At 70.6% G+C, this 18,154-nt stretch carries 14 protein-coding genes; 5 read left to right on the forward strand and 9 right to left on the reverse strand.

From position 1 onward, the window contains the following. Positions 1-2: 2 nt before the first annotated feature. Genes BLW86_RS19420 through BLW86_RS19430 form a run of 3 tightly spaced genes read right to left on the reverse strand, consistent with a single transcriptional unit; the run spans position 3 to position 2,914 of the window. A complete protein-coding gene (locus BLW86_RS19420) occupies positions 3-560 on the reverse strand; it encodes a hypothetical protein (RefSeq protein WP_093875204.1) in 558 nt (185 codons plus the stop codon). Then, a complete protein-coding gene (locus BLW86_RS19425; protein ID WP_093875205.1) occupies positions 557-2,473 on the reverse strand; it encodes an alpha/beta hydrolase in 1,917 nt (638 codons plus the stop codon). Before BLW86_RS19425 ends, BLW86_RS19420 begins: the two co-directional genes overlap by 4 nt. 6 nt (positions 2,474-2,479) lie before the next feature. Further along, on the reverse strand, positions 2,480-2,914 hold the full coding sequence (locus tag BLW86_RS19430; RefSeq protein ID WP_093875206.1) for a hypothetical protein: 435 nt from the start codon (positions 2,912-2,914) through the stop codon (positions 2,480-2,482). Positions 2,915-3,041: 127 nt separating this feature from the next. Here BLW86_RS19430 and BLW86_RS19435 point away from each other — a divergent pair, with 127 nt between their 5' ends. The 3 genes from BLW86_RS19435 (at position 3,042) to BLW86_RS19445 (ending at position 5,792) form a co-directional block, all read left to right on the forward strand. Next, positions 3,042-3,548, forward strand: a complete 507-nt coding sequence (locus tag BLW86_RS19435) for an SseB family protein (protein WP_030692374.1) — start codon at positions 3,042-3,044, stop codon at positions 3,546-3,548. Positions 3,549-3,672: 124 nt separating this feature from the next. Continuing rightward, positions 3,673-4,635: a pirin family protein gene (locus tag BLW86_RS19440; RefSeq protein WP_093875207.1), complete on the forward strand. Its 963-nt coding sequence runs from the start codon at positions 3,673-3,675 to the stop codon at positions 4,633-4,635. A gap of 86 nt (positions 4,636-4,721) precedes the next feature. Further along, on the forward strand, positions 4,722-5,792 hold the full coding sequence (locus BLW86_RS19445; RefSeq protein ID WP_093875208.1) for an AI-2E family transporter: 1,071 nt from the start codon (positions 4,722-4,724) through the stop codon (positions 5,790-5,792). Positions 5,793-5,825: 33 nt separating this feature from the next. Here the strand turns inward: BLW86_RS19445 and BLW86_RS19450 are convergent, their stop codons facing one another. Further along, positions 5,826-6,644: an oxygen-binding di-iron domain-containing protein gene (locus BLW86_RS19450; protein ID WP_093875209.1), complete on the reverse strand. Its 819-nt coding sequence runs from the start codon at positions 6,642-6,644 to the stop codon at positions 5,826-5,828. 446 nt (positions 6,645-7,090) lie between these two features. After that, positions 7,091-9,208, reverse strand: a complete 2,118-nt coding sequence (locus BLW86_RS19455) for a SpoIIE family protein phosphatase (RefSeq protein ID WP_093875210.1) — start codon at positions 9,206-9,208, stop codon at positions 7,091-7,093. 171 nt (positions 9,209-9,379) lie between these two features. On the opposite strand from BLW86_RS19455, the gene aspS reads away from it, so the two are divergent. Continuing rightward, positions 9,380-11,200, forward strand: a complete 1,821-nt coding sequence (gene aspS / locus BLW86_RS19460) for an aspartate--tRNA ligase (protein WP_093875211.1) — start codon at positions 9,380-9,382, stop codon at positions 11,198-11,200. A gap of 74 nt (positions 11,201-11,274) precedes the next feature. Here aspS and BLW86_RS19465 read toward each other — a convergent pair whose 3' ends face one another. From BLW86_RS19465 to BLW86_RS43200, 4 genes are all read right to left on the reverse strand, one after another. Beyond that, complete coding sequence (locus tag BLW86_RS19465; RefSeq protein WP_093875212.1) at positions 11,275-11,715, reverse strand: hypothetical protein; 441 nt, start codon at positions 11,713-11,715, stop codon at positions 11,275-11,277. Beyond that, positions 11,712-16,235: a putative T7SS-secreted protein gene (locus BLW86_RS19470; protein ID WP_371129532.1), complete on the reverse strand. Its 4,524-nt coding sequence runs from the start codon at positions 16,233-16,235 to the stop codon at positions 11,712-11,714. The genes BLW86_RS19465 and BLW86_RS19470 overlap by 4 nt, the downstream gene beginning before the upstream one ends. 96 nt (positions 16,236-16,331) lie before the next feature. Further along, positions 16,332-16,979, reverse strand: coding sequence for a hypothetical protein (locus tag BLW86_RS19475; protein WP_093875214.1), 648 nt, complete (start codon positions 16,977-16,979; stop codon positions 16,332-16,334). Next, positions 16,976-17,530 carry an SseB family protein gene (locus BLW86_RS43200; RefSeq protein ID WP_256341353.1) on the reverse strand — a complete coding sequence of 185 codons (555 nt, stop codon included), beginning with the start codon at positions 17,528-17,530 and terminating at the stop codon, positions 16,976-16,978. The genes BLW86_RS19475 and BLW86_RS43200 overlap by 4 nt, the downstream gene beginning before the upstream one ends. A gap of 244 nt (positions 17,531-17,774) precedes the next feature. On the opposite strand from BLW86_RS43200, the gene BLW86_RS19485 reads away from it, so the two are divergent. Then, complete coding sequence (locus BLW86_RS19485; protein ID WP_256341354.1) at positions 17,775-18,128, forward strand: DoxX family protein; 354 nt, start codon at positions 17,775-17,777, stop codon at positions 18,126-18,128. Positions 18,129-18,154 lie beyond the last annotated feature (26 nt).

Genomic DNA, 18,154 nt, shown 5'->3' on the forward strand with positions numbered 1-18,154 from the left:
TATCAGTCGCCCACCTCGTACGCGGGGTCCACGTAGCACGGCGAGGTCACCGAGACCGAGAGGCTGTCGCGGGAGGCCTTCTCCCACTTCGAGGCGTCCTCGTACGTCGAGGGGAGCAGCAGCTCGATCGTCGCCGTGTGGTGGTCCTTCTCGTGCTCGACGTCCAGCTGGAGCTGCTTGGCCTCGGACTTCGCCGGCTCGAAGCGCTGGACCTTCCAGCCCTTGGCCGGCAGGTCCCGGTGCAGGCGGTCCATGGCCTGCTTCAGGGCGTCGGCGGTCGGCGCGTACATCGACCAGAAGTGGCGGACCCGGAAGCCGTGGTCCACGCCGTCGCAGGGCGCGGCGTCGGGGGCGCCGTTGTTCGCCTCGCGCAGGCCGGCCGCGTCGAAGATCGCACTGGACTGGGCCCGGACCAGGTCCTTGGCCTCGGCGACCGTCTTGTGCTGCGGCTCGTAGGGCAGGCCGCCGCTGCCGCCGTCGTTGCTCATGGTGCTGCATCCCGTCAGGAGAAGGAGAACGGCGGCCGCGGAGAGGGCGGAGGAGAGGGAGCGGGTGGTCACTGGGTGGTCACTTCCTTGTACCGGCCGGTGACGACACGGGCCTGGTTGTTCAGGCTCTCGGTGCCGTTGTCCCAGTAGCCGCTGTGGCCGCGGGAGCCGTCCGTCGCCACGATGTGCGCGCCGAAGTCGGGGTTGGTGGGGGTCAGGGTCTTCACGACGCTCGCGCCGTCGCCGTCGAGCCACGAGGGCAGGACGTCGATGTCGAGCTTCTTCGGGGCGTGGCCCCAGCCGCCGAGGTCCGGCACCGGGTCGCTGGTGACGAAGGGGATGTTGAAGCCGCCGTACTTGTCGTCGGTGAGCCCGCTGAGCGGGCCGGGGAGGTGCAGGCCCTTGAGGTACGGGTCGCTGTCCGCCTCCGCCGCGTAGACATGGCCCTTGGGCACGTCCAGGTCGGTGGCGCTGCCCACCTGCATGCCGGGGCTGCCCGCCACGAAGATGTCGTCGGCGTGCAGCGTCCCCTGGCGGGCGGCGGAGCCGACCACCGTGGAGCCGTAGCTGTGGCCGGTGACCGTCAGGTGCGACGGCTCGCCCTGGTGGGTGGCGCGCAGGCCGTCCACGAAGTTGTTCAGCTTGGGGGCGCCGTCGTCCGCGTAGTGGCTGAAGGGCGCGTCCTTGACGATGTTCTGCGGGGCGTCGTAGCCGAGCCAGGTGATCGTGGAGACGCTCTGCCCGTTCGCCAGGTTGTCGCTGGCCCGCCAGAGGGTCTCCATGCGCTTGATGTCGCCGCCGATGCCCTCCAGGTTGGACGTGGTGCCGGGCACGTACATCGCGGTGTGCGTGGCGGTGTCCGGATTCCCGTTGGCGACGATCGCGTGCCCGTTGCCCTGGGTGTCGAAGCCGAGGAGGTACGCCTCGGGCAGCGGCTTCTCGCCGGGCCTCTCGGACCGTCCGGTGCGGTCGAAGCGGTCCTGGATGGCGTTCATGCCCTTCAGGTCCGCCTCCAGCTTCTTCTTTCGGTCGCCGTACTTGTCGTTCCAGTCCCGCCACTCGGGGTTCTTGATGACCGCCGGGTAGGAGCCGCTGGGGTTCGGCAGGTACTCCTGCGGCTGCTTCGGGATGGCGTTGAGGTCGAGCTGGGTCTGGGCGCGGGTCTCCGCGAGGACCATCCGGTTGGCGTCGTCGCGGACGGCGGAGGGGATGCCGTCCAGGGCGCCGACGGAGGCCGGGTAGAGCGTCGCGTACTCGTCGCGCTGCTCCTGGGTGAGGCCGTTCCACCAGTCGGCGTTCTCCTGGGGGGACTTGCCGTGCGGGATCTTGCCGTCGTCGGCGTACTTGCCGGCGGCGTCCTGCATCGCCTTGGTGTCCTTGGCGGCGTCCGCGAGGGTCGCGTCGCTGACGGTCAGCCCGGGCTCGGCCTTGAGGTTGCGCAGGGCGGCGGCGTAGCGGCCGTCTATCTCGGTGGCCTCGCGGACGGCGTCGCCTATGCGCTGGGCGATGTCCTCGGCCTTGCCCTTGTTGGCGTCGGCGCTGCCGATGCCTTCGGCCTTGCCGGGGAGATAGGGGATGGGAGCGCCGTCGTGCGCGGTGTTGTTGCCCGGGAGGAGGACGGACGACTGGGTCGGGTAGGTCACCGTACCGTCGGCGTTCACGGTGAACTTGAGGTTCTCCGCGTCCTCCAGCGCCTGCTTCAGCTTCTTCTGCGGGGCGGCGAGTTCGGAGGCGAGCCCGTTGAGTGCCGTACGGACCAGACCGCACTCCGTGTGCAGGTACTGGTAGTTGCGGGAGAGCTGCTGGACGTCGGCGCCCGCCCGGTCCGCCGTCTCGCCCTTCTGGGTCTCGTGGATCTTGGCGAACATGCCGTTGTCCACGCGGTCCTTGTCCGCGTTGGCGCGGGAGCTGACCTTGCCCCAGCCGTCGGCGGCGTCGGTGTACTCGTTCAGCTTCACGTCGCGGAGCTGCTGCCAGGTGGGCATGCGGGATCAGCCCTCCTTCTTCTGGCCGGACTGACCGGACTGCTGCTGACCCTCCGTGGCCACCTTTCGCCTGGTGTCCTCCTCGCGCTCGCCGAAGTCGCGTCCGGCGGCCTTGAGGGCGCCCTCCAGCCGGCCGCACTCGTCGCGGACGGCGGTGAGGCGGGTCTTCCAGGTGCCGAGGATCTCGGTGAGCGCGGCGGAGGAGTCGAAGCCGGCGGTGGAGCCGGTGACGCCCTCGTTGGCCGTGTCCAGGTCGGTGACCGAGTTCGAGGTGGAGGTCCTCAGCTCGCCCGCGGTGTTCCCGGCGCTGTGCCAGGGGCCCACGTCGGTCTTGAGGTCGGGTCCGCCGCCGCCCCCGCCGTCCGGGGCGGCGAGCCCCGCGAGGCTCATCGTGGCCGGTTGTTCGCCGATGATCTCCTGCCATCTGGCGTCGAGCGCCATCTGTCACCCCCGTGGTGGCCTGATTGCTTCCGCGAACCTAGCAAGAGAGCCCGTGCGGTGCGAAGAAGGAGGGCGAGAGCAGTCCGTGCGACTGCCCCGCGGCCCGCCGGTCGATAGTCTGGGCCGCATGTACGGCTACGACCAGAACCCGGGTGCCCAGCAGCAGTACGCGCCCCCGCCCCAGCAGGGGCAGTACGCGCCGCAGGGCGGTATGCAGGCCGGCATGCAGGGCGGCGGCTACGCCCAGCAGCAGCCCCCGCTGTACCCGGAGCCCTCGCCGCCCTCCCTCGCGGACGCCGTGCGCGCCTTCACGACCGGCACGCTGGCCGCCGAGGACTTCCAGCAGATCTTCGCGACCTCCAAGGTCTACTGCCCGCGCGGCGACAATCCCGGCTTCCTGGCCCTGCACAACACCCAGCAGCCGGTCATCCCGATGTTCACCTCGCTCAAGGAGCTGCGGCGGTACGCGGGCAAGGAGTCGAAGTACTTCGTGATCACCGGGGCCGAGGTGATCGACCTGCTGCCGACCGGCTACGGCTTCGTCCTGGACATGGAGGGCGACCACCGCATGGTCTTCGACGCGAAGGCCGTGGAGCAGATGGTCGACTTCGCGATGCGGCGGATGTACGGCTGACGGACGCTGGACGCACAGGGGACGCCCGGGAGGAATTCCTCCCGGGCGTTCCGCGTTCCGGGTGGCAGAAAGTTCAGTCTTCAACTAAAGTGGTCGTACAAGGTCGCACCTAGGAGGTCCGGTCATGCCCGCTGTGACTGTCGAGAACCCGCTCACCCTGCCGCGCGTCGCCGCCCCCGCCGACGCCGCCTCCCGCCCCGTGCTCGCCGTCACCACGGCCCCCTCGGGCTTCGAGGGCGAGGGCTTCCCGGTGCGCCGTGCGTTCGCCGGGATCAACTACCAGTACCTCGACCCGTTCATCATGATGGACCAGATGGGTGAGGTGGAGTACGCGCCCGGAGAGCCCAAGGGCACGCCCTGGCATCCCCACCGCGGCTTCGAGACCGTCACCTACATCATCGACGGGACCTTCGACCACCAGGACTCCAACGGCGGCGGCGGCACCATCACCAACGGCGACACCCAGTGGATGACCGCCGGCTCCGGCCTCCTCCACATCGAGGCCCCGCCGGAGTCCCTCGTCGTCAGCGGCGGCCTCTTCCACGGCCTCCAGCTGTGGGTGAACCTGCCCGCCTCCGACAAGATGATGGCCCCCCGCTACCAGGACATCCGCGGCGGCCAGGTCCAGCTGCTCACCACCCCCGACGGCGGCGCGCTGCTCCGCGTCATCGCCGGCGAGCTCGACGGCCACGACGGCCCCGGCGTCACCCACACCCCGATCACGATGATCCACGCCACCCTGCGCCCCGGCGCCGAGATCAGCCTGCCCTGGCGCGAGGACTTCAACGGCCTCGCGTACGTGCTCGCTGGCCGCGGCACCGTCGGCACCGACCGGCGCCCCGTCCACACCGGACAGACCGCCGTCTTCGGCAAGGGCGGCTCGCTCACCGTCCGCGCCGACGAGAAGCAGGACGGCAACACCCCGGACCTGGAGGTCGTCCTCCTCGGCGGGCAGCCGATCCGCGAGCCCATGGCCCACTACGGCCCGTTCGTCATGAACACCCAGGCCGAACTGCGCCAGGCCTTCGAGGACTTCCAGGCCGGCCGCCTCGGCACGATCCCGGCGGTCCACGGAATGGGCGAGTGAGCACGATCCCGCACCACTGACGGGCCGTCACCCGGACGGCCCGTCAGCGCACGACGACACGCCGACGGACGTGGTCCGGTGGTCGGGTGCAGCCGAGCCGAGCGCCCCTCCCTCCCGAGCCCCTGCTCCCCGAACCCGCCCGCCGGTTTGCCGCCTGGTGCGTCGTCCTGCTGCTCGCCGCCGGGGTCGCCGCCGTCTTCGTCTGGCTCTGCGTCGTCTTCAAGACGGCCGTCACCCCCGTCCTCCTCGCGATCCTCGGCGCCGCCCTCCTCGGACCGCTCCACCGGCGCCTGCTGCGGATGAAGGTGCGCAGGGGACTCGCCGCCGCGCTCACCGTCGTCGCCGTCCTCGTGGTCGTCGGCGGCGCCACGTACGTCGTCGTCGTCGCCCTCATCCACACCGGCGACCAGATCATCGCCTCGCTCCGGCGGGCCGCCTCCGACATCGCCGACCACCTCGGCGCCGCCGGCACCTCCCTCGACGACCTCGCCGGGAACGCCGAGAAGCTCCTCAGGGAGTTCGGCGGCACCGCCGCCTCCGGCGTCATCAGCGGCCTCAGCGTCGTCGGCCAGATGCTCGCCACCGCCGTCCTCGCCCTGTTCCTCATCTTCTTCTTCCTCAAGGACTCCGACCGGGCCGCCGGCGCCCTGCGCTCCCTCGCCCCCCGCGGCACCGGCGACCTCGTCGAGGCCATGGCGCGCCGCGCCTTCGAAGCCGTCGAGGGCTTCATGCGCGGCACCACCTTCATCGCCCTCGTCGACGCCGTCCTCATCGGCGTCGGCCTGGTCGTCCTCGACGTGCCCGGCGCCGTGGGGCTCGCCGCGCTCGTCTTCGTCACCGCCTACATCCCGTACCTCGGGGCCTTCCTCTCCGGCGCGATCGCCGTCCTCGTCGCCCTCGCCGACCGCGGCTTCGTCATCGCCCTGTGGGTGCTCGGCGTCGTCCTGGCCGTCCAGGTCGTCGAGGGCCACGTCCTCCAGCCCCTCGTCCAGAGCAGGACCGTGCAGATGCACCCGGCCGTGGTCATGCTGGCGATCACGGCCGGCGCGTCCGTCGCGGGCGTCCTGGGCATGCTGCTCGCCGTCCCGCTGACGGCCGCCGCGACGGGGATCCTCGGGGAGCTCCGTACGAGATACGAGACACCGGGCCACGGGTGACCCCGGAGAGCCGGGCCCGGCCGGGGCTCCCGCTCAGGTCGCCGCGGGCAGGCCGCCCGGCTCGAAGGACGCGAGCATCTGCTCCAGCGCCGCCTGGTCGGGGCCGACGAACGGATCCGCGTCCGGGGCCATCGTGATCGTGTCGATCATCGACGTCGTCATCCGGACCGCCGGCGGCAGATGGGTGGACAGCACGATCTCCGGGGCCATGTCCCGCAGCGGGTCGATCGTCGCCCGGTACTTGGCCGGGTCCACGATGTGCACCCACGGGCTGTCCAGGGTCGCCCACACCAGCTGGGCCCGCCGCAGCTCCTCGGGCTTGAGGTCGTTCGCGTGCCCGCTCTCCGCCAGCTCGACGGTCGGCATCGGCCCGCCGAAGCAGTCGGAGCTGAAGCAGATCCGGGTCTTCTCGTCGTAGAAGCCGACCGTGGCCGGGTTGTCGAACAGCGGGGGCCGGAAGGCGTGCAGCATGCGGTCGCCGACGTCGAGGGACTGGCCGGGGTTCAGGAAGTACACGCGCTCCATCGGCAGCGGGCGTTCCGTGGTCATGATCCCGGCGCCGAGGAAGGTGGTGACGACCTTCGCCCGGGGCGCGGCGACGAGCAGGTCGAAGATGCCGCCCGTGTGGTCCCGGTCGGGATGGGTGAGCCAGATCCAGAGGATGTCCGCGGGGTCGACGACCGAGCCGAGCGTGTTGACGAAGTTCCGGTCGGCCAGGGAGAGCCCCGTGTCGACGACGACGGGTTCGGCGGCGGTGAGGACGTACGCGTTGACGGGGATGTGCCCGACCCCGGGCGCTTCGAGGCTGTCGGCCAGCACGGTGGTGTCACTGCCGACCTTGTGGGTGTCCATGGCGAACTCCGTGGTCCCCCCGGCGGCCGTACGACACCAGTCTGCGCCGCACGGAGGGGGTACGCGCGCGGGGGTGGTGCCCACCCCCGTTGTGGGCATGCGTCCCGTCGGGGCGGTCCCGCCCCTCGCGCCCCGTTGTGGGCATGCGTTCCGCCGGGGCGGAACGGGTGGGCACAACGGAACGGCGCCTTTGCCGGCGCCCGAGGCTTTCGCGCCTGAACCCGCACCGCATGCGAGCCGTGCAACGTGGTGCGGGTCCAGGCGCGGAAGGCGGAGGCGCCGCTGAGGGCGCCGTCCCGTGTGCCCACCCTCCCCCAAGCTCTCGGCTTCGCTCGAGCAGGGGGACCCCCTCGCCCCGGCGGGACGACTGCCCACACGGGCGGGTGGGTGGGGCGGGACGATTGCCCACACGAGCGGGTGGCGGGAGGGGCACCGCCCCGCCGGGGCTACCGGCAGCAGCCCCCCTCCGGCTCCGGTTCGTTCAGCTCGAACCAGATCGCCTTGCCCTCGCCCCGCGGGTCGACGCCCCACGCGTCCGCCAGCATCTCCATCAGGACCAGGCCGCGCCCGCTCGACGCCATCTCGCCCGGGTGCCGCTTGTGCGGCAGCTCGTCGCTGCCGTCGGAGACCTCCACGCGCAGCCGCCGCGTCTTCTCGCCGCAGGCGACCTCCGCCACCAGGAGCGCGTCGCCGTCGGTGTGGACGAGGACGTTCGTGGCCATCTCGGAGACCATCAGGACCGCCGCGTCGAGCTGGTCCTCGTCCGACCAGTCGTGCAGCAGCTGCCGGACCTGCTCGCGCGCCTCGGCGATCCGTTCCGGCTCCGCCTGGGCGATCGTCATCAGGGTGCGGCGCGGGGCCTCCTGGACGGCGCCGGCGGGTCGGCGGGAGAGCAGCAGGACGGCGATGTCGTCCTCGCGGCGGTCGGCGAGCGGGCCCGTCGTGTGGTGCGAGCCGGGGCCGTGGACGGCCTCCACGAGGGCGTCGGCGAGCCGCTCCAGGTCGTCGCCGTCGTGGGACTCCAGGAGCTGCCGCACGCGCTCCCAGCCGCTGTCCAGGTCGTGCCCGCCGGTCTCCAGGAGGCCGTCGGTGCAGATCATGAGGGTCTCGCCGGGGTCCAGGGTGAGCCGGGTGGTGGGGTAGTCGGTGTCGGGGTCGATGCCGAGGGGCAGCCCGCCGGCCGTGGGCCTGAGGAGAACGGTTCCGTCGTTCATCCGTACCGCCGGGTCCGGATGCCCCGCGCGCGCGATGTCGACCGTCCCCGTCTCCAGGTCGACCTCCAGGTAGAGGCAGGTCGCGAAGCGCGGACCGCCGCCGTCCCCGTCGTCGCCGTCCGTGATCCCGTAGAGGAAGCGGGAGGCGCGCGCGAGGACCGCGTCCGGCCGGTGGCCCTCGGAGGCGTACGCGCGCAGGGCGATCCGCAGCTGCCCCATCAGGCCGGCGGCCCGCACGTCGTGGCCCTGCACGTCACCGATGACGAGGGCGATCCGGCCCGGGCCGTGCCCGCCGACGCGGGAGGAGCCGCCGGGCAGTCGGATCATGTCGTACCAGTCGCCGCCGACCTGGAGGCCGCCGCCGGTCGGCACGTACCGCGCGGCGACCTGGATGCCGGGGATGCCCGGCCCGAGGACCGGCATCATCGTCCGCTGGAGCCCGAGCGACAGCTCGCGCTCGGACTCGGCCACGCCCGCGCGTGCGAGGGCCTGCGCGAGCATCCGCGCGACGGTCGTCAGCACGGAACGCTCGTCGGGCGTGAACGCCACCGGGTGCTTGAAGGCCGCCATCCAGGCGCCCATCGTGCGACCGGCGACGACGAGCGGCACGAAGGCCCAGGAGCGGCGCCCGAAGCGCTGCGCGAGCGGCCAGGTCGTGGGGAAGCGGCGCAGGTACTCCTCGGGCGTCGGCAGATAGATGGCCCGCCCGGTCCGTACGACCTCCGCCGCCGGATAGTCCGTGTCCAGCGACATCGAGGAGAACGGCCCCTCGTCGCCCTCGCTGTGCCCGTGGTGCCCGATGATCGTCAGCCGCTCGCCCGCCACCCCGAAGACGGCGAGCCCGTCCGGCGAGAAGCCGGGCATCGACAGCGAGGCCGCCACCCGCAGCACCTCGGCCGTCGACCGCGCCTCGGCGAGCGCCCGCCCGGCGTCGAGGAGGAAGGCCTCGCGGGAGCGGCGCCAGTCGCCGGTGATGGGGGTGCGGGCGGCGGTGCCCGGCAGCTGCTCGGCGACCTCCTGGAGGGTGCCGACCAGCTGGTAGTCGTTCCCCTCGATGAGCGGCTTCGACCTGCTCCGTACGGTACGGATCACCCGTCCGTGCTCGTCCATGATCCGCAGCCGGGCCTCGGCGAGGGTGCCCTCGGCGACGGCAAGGTTGACCACCCCGTCGATCTCGTTCCAGTCGACCGGATGAAAACGGGAGCGTACGGCCGCCTCGGTGAGCCGCACGGGCTCGGCGGGCAGCCCGAGCAGCCGGGCGGCCTCGGCGTCGAGCGAGACGATCCCGGACGCGTTGTCCCAGCGCCACAGGCCGGTCGCGATCGCGGCCAGGACGTCCTCGGTGCGCATTGCCCCACTTTATGAATATCGGACAGCGGGCCGCCACCGAGGGTATTCGAGATGCGATCTTGGCCCGGCCGGTACTCTGGGTGGGTCTGCCCTCGTGTCCTGTGACATCTGTGACAGCGGTCACGGCCGGCGGCGACCCACCCCAAGATCCCGAAGACTGGATGAACGACGATGCATCGGTACAGGTCCCACACCTGCGGCGAGCTCCGCGCCTCTGACGTCGGCACCGACGTCCGGCTGAGCGGCTGGCTGCACAATCGGCGCGACCTGGGCGGCATCCTCTTCATCGATCTGCGCGACCACTACGGCATCACGCAGCTCGTCGCCCGGCCCGGCACGCCCGCCGCCGAGGTCCTCGACAAGCTGACCAAGGAGACCGTCGTCCGCGTGGACGGCAAGGTCGTCTCCCGCGGCGCGGAGAACGTCAACCCCGAGCTGCCGACCGGCGAGATCGAGATCGAGGCCACCGAGGTCGAGGTCCTGGGCGCCGCCAAGCAGATCCCCTTCACCATCAACACCGACGACGGTGTGAACGAGGAGCGGCGCCTGGAGTACCGCTTCCTCGACCTGCGCCGCGAGCGCATGCACCGCAACATCATGCTGCGCTCCGCCGTCATCGCCTCCATCCGCTCCAAGATGGTGGCCCTCGGCTTCAACGAGATGGCGACCCCGATCCTCGCCGCGACCTCCCCCGAGGGCGCCCGCGACTTCGTCGTCCCGTCCCGCCTGAACCCGGGCAAGTTCTACGCGCTGCCGCAGGCGCCGCAGCAGTTCAAGCAGCTGCTGATGATCTCCGGCTTCGACCGGTACTTCCAGATCGCGCCCTGCTTCCGCGACGAGGACGCCCGCGCCGACCGCTCGCCCGGCGAGTTCTACCAGCTCGACGTCGAGATGAGCTTCGTCGAGCAGGAGGACGTCTTCCAGCCGATCGAGAAGCTCATGACGGAGCTCTTCGAGGAGTTCGGCGGCGGCCGCCACGTCACCTCGCCGTTCCCGCGGATCCCGTTCCGCGAGTCGATGCTCAAGTACGGCAACGACAAGCCCGACCTGCGCACGTCCCTGGAGCTCGTCGACATCTCGGACGTCTTCGAGGCGTCGGAGTTCAAGGCCTTCGCCGGCAAGCACGTCCGCGCCCTGGCCGTCCCGAACACCGGCGACCAGCCGCGCAAGTTCTTCGACTCCCTCGGTGACTTCGCGGTCTCCCTCGGCGCGAAGGGCCTGGCCTGGGTCCGCGTCGGCGAGGGCAACGCCCTGACCGGCCCGATCGCCAAGTTCCTCACCGAGGAGAACGTCAAGGTCCTCACCGAGCGCCTGGGCCTCCAGCCCGGCCACGCCGTCTTCTTCGGCGCGGGCGAGTTCGACGAGGTCTCCAAGATCATGGGCCCGGTCCGGGTCGAGGCCGCCAAGCGCGCCGGCCAGTTCGAGGAGAACGTCTTCCGCTTCGCGTGGATCGTCGACTTCCCGATGTACGAGCGGGACGAGGAGACCGGCAAGATCGACTTCTCGCACAACCCGTTCTCCATGCCGCAGGGCGGCCTGGAGGCCCTGGAGACCCAGGACCCGCTGGACGTCCTCGGCTGGCAGTACGACATCGTCTGCAACGGCATCGAGCTCTCCTCCGGCGCCATCCGGAACCACGAGCCCGAGATCATGTTCAAGGCCTTCGAGATCGCGGGCTACTCCCGCGAGACGGTCGAGCACGAGTTCGCGGGCATGCTCCGCGCCTTCGAGTACGGCGCCCCGCCGCACGGCGGCATCGCCCCGGGCGTCGACCGCATCGTCATGCTCCTCGCCGACGAGCCCAACATCCGCGAGATCATCGCCTTCCCGCTCAACGGCAACGGCCAGGACCTCCTGATGGGCGCCCCGACGGAACTCGACGAGTCCCGCCTGCGCGAGCTGAACATCCAGCTCCGCAAGCCGGTCGAGAAGAAGACCGCCACGGAGGACCGCCCGGTGACGGAGTCGGTCCACCCGGACGCGGCGCGGTAAGCGTCCCGCCCGACGGCTGCCGAAGGGCCCGGAATCCTCACGGATTCCGGGCCCTTCGCCGTTCCCCGCGACCGTCACGTCGACGCGGCGCGGAACCTCTCCAGGGAGGAGGCCAGGTCACGGCCCGCGCCGCCCCCGGCCGGAAGGTGCGAGAGGAGCTCCCGCTCAAGCTCCACGGCGGGCGCGAGCACGGCGTCCACCAGCTCGTCGGTGCCGCACTTCCCCAGGACCGTCCCGTTCGCGGAGACCGAGACGACCCCCTTCCGGTCACGGCGGAAGTCGAGCCGGAAAGAGGAGTCGGTCCCCACGAACGAGGCCGTCTTGCTCTCCCCGGCGAGGAGGGGCCGGAGCGAGTCCAGGAGAAGGGGCACCGAAAGGTAGATCATCATTCCCTGATCGGGGACGTGCCCCGCCGATCCCGCCGCGCCGCTCTCCCCCTCGCACAGGATGTCCCCGAGGTCGAAGTCGCTGGGTTCACCCTGGTCGGGACGGACGGTGAACGTCATCTTGATCACGGTCTGTAGCTCTTTCCTATGGGGAAGAAGGTGACGATCCGATTTCCGTCGGTGGAGTCCACGACCAGACGGTAGTTGGCCCGCATGCCGTTCACCGTCATGCGCTTCTCGAAGGTCTGGTACTGGTTGTTCGGGTCGGAGATCCGGTTTCCCTTCTCCACCATCTTCTCCGCGGCCGCCTCGACCTGCGCGCGCGTCGTGGTGGGCGGCATGAGGTCGCCGTGTCCGCCCTTGGCCGTACCGCTGATGTGGCGTTCGTCGATGTGCCGCCACCCCTGCTTCGCGTTGCCGTCCTCCGTCCTCGGCTTGGCCCGGCACAGCGCCAGCCCGAGGGGATCGATCCACGTGTACGGGTTGGGCCCGTACCACCGCGGATTCGGGCCGCCCTCCAGTCCGATCGGATCCGGGCTCACGTAGTGCGAGACCTCGGGGTCGTAGTACCGGAAGTAGTTGTAGTGCAGCAGGGTTTCGGGATCGAAGTACTGCCCGGGAAAGCGCAGCGGGGTGTAGGCCGTGCTGTCCGAGGCCCATGTCGTCGTACCCCACAGCGTGCGACGGCTTCGCCATGCGAGCGTTCCCGACTCCTCGACCAGCTCGGTCGGGCTGCCCACCAGATCGGTGACGATGGCGAAGAACCGCTCGTCGACCGTCTCCTGAGGGGCGTCCCTTCCCGAGATGCGTTCCGTCTGGGCCAGGGGCCGGAACTCGTCGTGATCCCAGGTGAGGGTGACCGTGTGGGGAACGTCGGCGCCGAGGCTCGTCTCCTCGCACAGCGTGACGCCGTCCCAGGTGAACGTGATCTCCTCCACCGTGGTGTGCCCGTCGGCGGCGAGACGCTGCTTCGCGACACGACGGCCCAACGCGTCGTAGAGGTAACGCCACACGGTTCCGTCAGGGGTGGTCACCGACACGAGCCGGTCCTCGGCGTCCCATGCGTAGTGCCATGTGTCGGCCTTGCGCGAGAGGCGCGTCTTCCGGCGCAGTACCGTCCGCCCCTGTGCGTCGTACTCGTAGTGGACGCCGCCGGCCCGGGACACCCGGGTACCGGAGTAGCCGCGAGCGCCGGTGGCTTCCTGGCCGGGGTGGGACCGGGGCCAGGAAGCCGTGCTCAGGTTCCCTGACGCGTCGTAGACGTACTTCTCGACCCAGTTCTCCGCGTGGACCGTCGTCACGCGTCCGACCGGGTCGAGGTCGAAGCGCCGGGGCCCGGTGAGCAGATCGTCGACGCCGACGAGGCCACCGTCCTCGCGATAGGCGTAGCCGCGCCGCTGGAGGGTCTGGCCTCCTCCGACGACCTGCTGGTGCTTGAGGCGGCCCATGGCGTCGAAGGCGTGACTGAGGGTGATGCCCTCCCCGACGTGGCGGGCCAGTTCCTGACCAGCCGCGTCGTATTCGAAGGTGAGCGTCCGCCCCGAGGTGGTGAGCGAGTTCCTGCGCCCGGCCCGGTCGTACGTCCACGTGCTGACGGCACCGGTGGGGGTTTTCCGCCCGGTGCGGCGGCCTTGCACGTCGTAGGCGAAGGCGACCGTCCGGTCATTCACGGTCTCCGACTCCAGGCGTCCGAAGCGGTCGCGCATCCGGGTGAGTGAGGCGTCGGCGCCTGTCGCCCGGGCCAGCTCGTCGAAGACGTCGTACTCGAAGGTGGTGACCGTGCCGGCGACGTCCTTGAGGACGACCTGTCCCAGTTCGTTGTGCTCGTACCGGATGCGCTGTCCGAGTCCGTTGGTCCGCGACGTGAGTCGGCCGGCCGCGTCGTACGTGTACGAGAGCGCCCGGTCGTCGAAGTCGGTCTCGTGGAGGACCCGTCCGACCGGGTCGTACGTGTAGGTCCAGTCGAGCCCCCGCGGATCGATGACCCGGGTCAGGCGCAGGTTCGAGTCGTAGTCGAACGCGTACTGCGCTCCGTCCGGATCGGTCCGGCCCGTCAGCAGGTCGAAGGCCGCGTACGTGTACCGGGTGACCCCGCCGAGGGCGTCGGTGTGGCTGACGAGGTTGCCCTCGCCGTCGTACGTCCACCGCTGTTCGCTGCCGTCGGCGTCCAGGCGGCGTGCGAGTCTCCCCTCGACCGTCCACTCGAAGGCGGTGGTTGCCCCGAGCTCGTCCGTCACGGTCACCACTCGGCCGAACGCGTCGTGTGCGTAGCGCGTGGTCGCCCCGAGCGGGTCGGTGAACGAGACGACGAGCCCCTTCCCGTCGCACACGACGGTCGACGTGTTGCCCGCCGGGTCGGTCGTGGCGCACAGGTGTCCCGCCGCGTCGTACGCGTAGTGCGTCGTCGCTCCCGTCGGTTCGGTGAGCGTCGTACGGTTGCCGCGCGTGTCGAAGCTCTGGCGCACGGCGTTGCCGTCCGCACCGATGACGCGCACCGGGTTCCCGGCCTCGTCGTACTCGGCCCGCGCTCTCCGTCCGTCCGAGCGCTCCACCTCGGTCGCCCGGCCGTTCTCGTCGTAGGTGACGCGGCTGACGTGACCCAGCGGATCGGTGTGGGACAGCAACCGGTTGTGCCGGTCGTGGGCGAAGCGCGTGACCGCGCCCAGGGCGTCGATCTCCGCCACGACCTGCGAGCGGTCGTTGATCAGGTGGCGTTCGGTGTGGCCCATGCCGTCGGTGACGGTCGTCACGCGGAGCCCGGTGGCCGGGTCGACGTCGTCCCAGGTGAAGGTCGATTCGAGGTGCCCGTCCGCGCCCGACTGGTACGTGCAGCGGTCCTGGGCGTCGTAGACGTAGTCGAAGCGGTGGCCGTTGGTGTCCGTCCAGGACGTGATGCGGCCGTGCTCGTCGCACGCGAAGCGGACCGGGCGGCCCGAGGAACCGGTGACCTCGGTCAGGTGGCCGTCCGTGTAGCCGTACCGCAGGATCTCCTGGTCGGATCCGTCCGGTGTCGCCCCCGCGAGGTGGAGGGCGGTCACGCGGCCCCCGTCCGTGGTGAGTTTCAGGTGGTAGCCGCCGTGGTGGACGATTGCGGTCGGGGCGCCCGTCTCGTCGTGCTCGAAGGCGATCCAGCGGCCGTTGCGGTCGTCGATCCGGGCAAGCAGGGCGAACGTGTCGTCGTGGTCGGCGAAGTACCGAACCGTGCCGGTGCCGGGGTCGGTGATCGTGTAGCCGTCCCCGACCCTGTCCAGCGGCCACTGCCGGCCGTGCGTGGGCATGACCGGGACGCCGGGGGCCGGGTGCGGGTAGGCGAGGAGGCTGCCCTCGTCGCAGCTGAAGACCAGGCCCTCCGCGTCGATCTCAAGCCGTTGATCGAGGGTCGACGACCACGCCGGTCCGAACCAGCGGCCCGAGCGGCGAGAGGAGTCGAAGGTGCGCCGGAAGACGACCGGCAGCGAGCCGGGCAGGGTGATGTCCGTCTGGGGGAGCAGCATCCGGCCCGTCGCGATGTCGACCGGGTCTTTCTTGCAGACCGTCTCGTCGGTCGTCTTGCCGTTGCCGTCCGGGTTCTTCGCATGGTCCCCACGGCTGCCGGGCGGCCTCTTCCCGCCGGGCAAGTGCTTGGTTCCGTTCAGACCGACCCGGAGGCCGCTGCGGAGGGCGCCCACCCCCTTGGTGCCGATGAGCTCGGGCACGAGCCGGCCGAGGAACTCCGACGGGTCGCCCTTCGCCGCGTCCCAGGCGTTCTTCAGCGCCCGGTCCGGGTTCGCCGCCGTGGACACCAGGCCCGCGAGCGTCATGTTGACGCCCTTGTAGTACTCCGCCGGGTGGGTCAGGTTGTACGGATCGGTCGGGTTCACCGAGCGGACGAAGTTGAGCAGGCCGGCCGTGCCCTTGACGATGCCGCCGCCGAAGTGGGCCAGCTCGAAGCCCTGCCCCATGGCGTGGTCCATCAGCTCCAGCTTGACCCTCTCGCGGCCCGCCGGCTCCTGCGGCGCGTGGGCGAGGGCGGCGCCGACGGCCGCCTTGGCGGCGTCCCCGGCCTCGTCGCGTCCTTTGCGGGCGTCGCTGAGGATCTCCCGGGCGCGCTGCCGCTTGGCCTTGCCGGGATCGGAGAACTCGCCGGGGTCGGGTAGCGGACTGTCGCTGTTGCGCGCCGCGTTGTAGGCGTCGACCTTCTGGTTGTACCTGTCGGCCGCCGTCTTGGAGTCCTTGTCGCCCTCCTTGTAGAGCGCTATCGCCTCGCGTGCCTTGGCCTGGGCGCTCACGACCGCCTTGGAGTAAGTCTCCAGGGCCTGGGCGGCGCTCTCCATGGCGTCGGCGGCATGCAGCCAGTCCGTCGGCAGCGTCTGGAACTTCTCCCGGAAGGTGTCGGCCGCCTCGCCCTTCCAGTGGCCGGAGTCCAGCTTCCGCATCCCGCTGCCGACCAGGTCGAACGCCTTCTGGAAGTCACGGAGGTTCTTCACCGCCTCGGCGATCTCCTCCGGCTTGCCGTGGATCAGCTCGTCCGCTTCCTCGGTCTGCCCGAGCTGCTGTTCCCCGACCGTCGCGCCGAGCGAGGAGGCTGTGTCGTCGCCCCAGTCCTCGACCGCGTCCGCCCAGTCGTGTGCCCCGACCTTGTCCAGGGCCTGCCCGGTCTTGTCGGTCACATAGTCGACGCCTTCACCGACGAGCTCCTTGCCCTTGTCGATGCCTTCGCCGATCTTGTCGATCCCCTTGTCGACCAGACCCCCCCCAGTCCACCATCAGCGGTTCTCCCCCCAGCGCGGCTGCTCGGCCTGTTCGACGGTCGCCTCGTCCGGGTCGAGGTCGTCCTTGAGCTCCTCGTCCATGCGGTCACGCGTCGCGGCGTCGAGCAGCCCCGAACGCTCCATGGAGTCCAGCTGCGCGTCCATGACGTCGTAGCCGGTGTTCTTCCAGGTCTGCTTCACCTCCTCGTGGGCCTCGCTGAACGAGTCGCCGCTCCAGTCGGCGTTGTCCCACATGTGCTGGTCGCGGATGGCGTCCCAGCGCATTCCCTTGACTTCGTCCTCGGACAGATGCGGGTTGCCGTTGAGGGAGTTGACCCCGATCTTGATCGAGTCCTTGATGTACTGCTCCTGCTCGGCGAAGGAGCCTGCCGACAGGCCGACGCCCTGGGCGAACCCGTTGCCCCGCATGGCCAGGGCTCGGACGCCCCACTCCCACCGGTTGCAGAACGTCTCGAACTCCGACGTCAGGCCGCCGTGCCCCAACTCCATCCCGGACAGGACCAAGTCGGAGAAGCCGCGACCCGTCGCCGCCTGTCCGGTCATGCCGAGCTCCTTCAGCTCGGCGTGCGCCAGGTCGATGCCCTTCGCTATCTCCGTCAGTGCCGCCGTCGGCGCCGCCAGATCCGGCTCGTCCCCACTCATCGCGTCCCCGTTCCCCCGAGATCCACCGCCACCGCGTCCGGCACGATCCCCGCCACCGGCGGAAAGAGCGCCCCGTCAGTACTGCCTGCGTCCAGCGCGACCCCACCCGGACCGGGCAGCATCGGCACCATCACGTCAAGGAGCCGCGCGCCCAGGACCGTCCGGTACGTCCATTCCCGTTCCGACTCTCCCCGTGCCGCCGCGAACCGCGCCAGCGCGTCCTCGTCCGAGAACGCGCAGATCCACCGCACCCCGTTGAAGTCCGCCGTCCACAGACTGTCCTGCTCGTCGAACGGCACCAGCACGGCGGTGCGCCGGAATTCACCGAGCAACTGCGCAAACTCCCGTTGTGCCTCCCCGAGCACGTCATCGGACACGGCAGGTACGGGCAGCCCCTCTGCAACCCCCCCTGCCTCCGCAGCGACATGTGCGGGCGGCTCCTCCGGAACGGCTGCGGTATCCGTCGGTGCCGCCTCGACCGGCGCTTCCGCCAACTCCGCCAGCCTCGAAAACGGCTGAATCCCCGGTACTTCGTCCCCGTTGTCACTCACCCCGGCATGCTGTCACGCATCATTTCGCACGAGCAACGAACATGAGGTCCATTTCAGGCCGTGTGTGCGATCCCTGTTCGCCCGGTTCAGGACTCCGCCGGCACCCTCCGCAGTTCCGGAGGGGACCGGCTCCGGGGAGTCGGCGAAGAATTTTTCCGGTGGCCGTCACACACCTCGCCCCGGCTCCGTCAGTGCAGTGTCCGGCTCGGTCGAGGCGGACACGGGAAAGACCTGAGGAGCCGAGATGTTCGCCGAGATGTCCACCACCGCCATCGTCGTCACCGCCGTCGCCGCGTTCATGGCCGGGTTCTCCGGGGTGTCGATCTTCGCCAAGGCCAAGTTCGTCGTCGAGCCGCTGGCCGAGTACGGCGTGCCGCGGGCCTGGTGGAACTGGCTGGGGGCCGCCAAGGTCGCCGGGGGCGCCGGGCTCGTCGTCGGGTTCTACGTCCCCGTCATCGGCACCCTCGCCGCGATCGGGCTCATCCTGTACTTCACCGGAGCGGTGATCACCGTGCTGCGGGCCCGCGCCTACGGCCACGCCCCCTTCCCGCTCGTCTACATGGCTCCCGCCGTCGCCGCCCTGGTCCTGACCTGGTGACCCCCCGTACGAGAAAGGCCGCCGCC

The organism is Streptomyces sp. TLI_105, assembly GCF_900105415.1.
GTDB lineage: Bacteria > Actinomycetota > Actinomycetes > Streptomycetales > Streptomycetaceae > Streptomyces.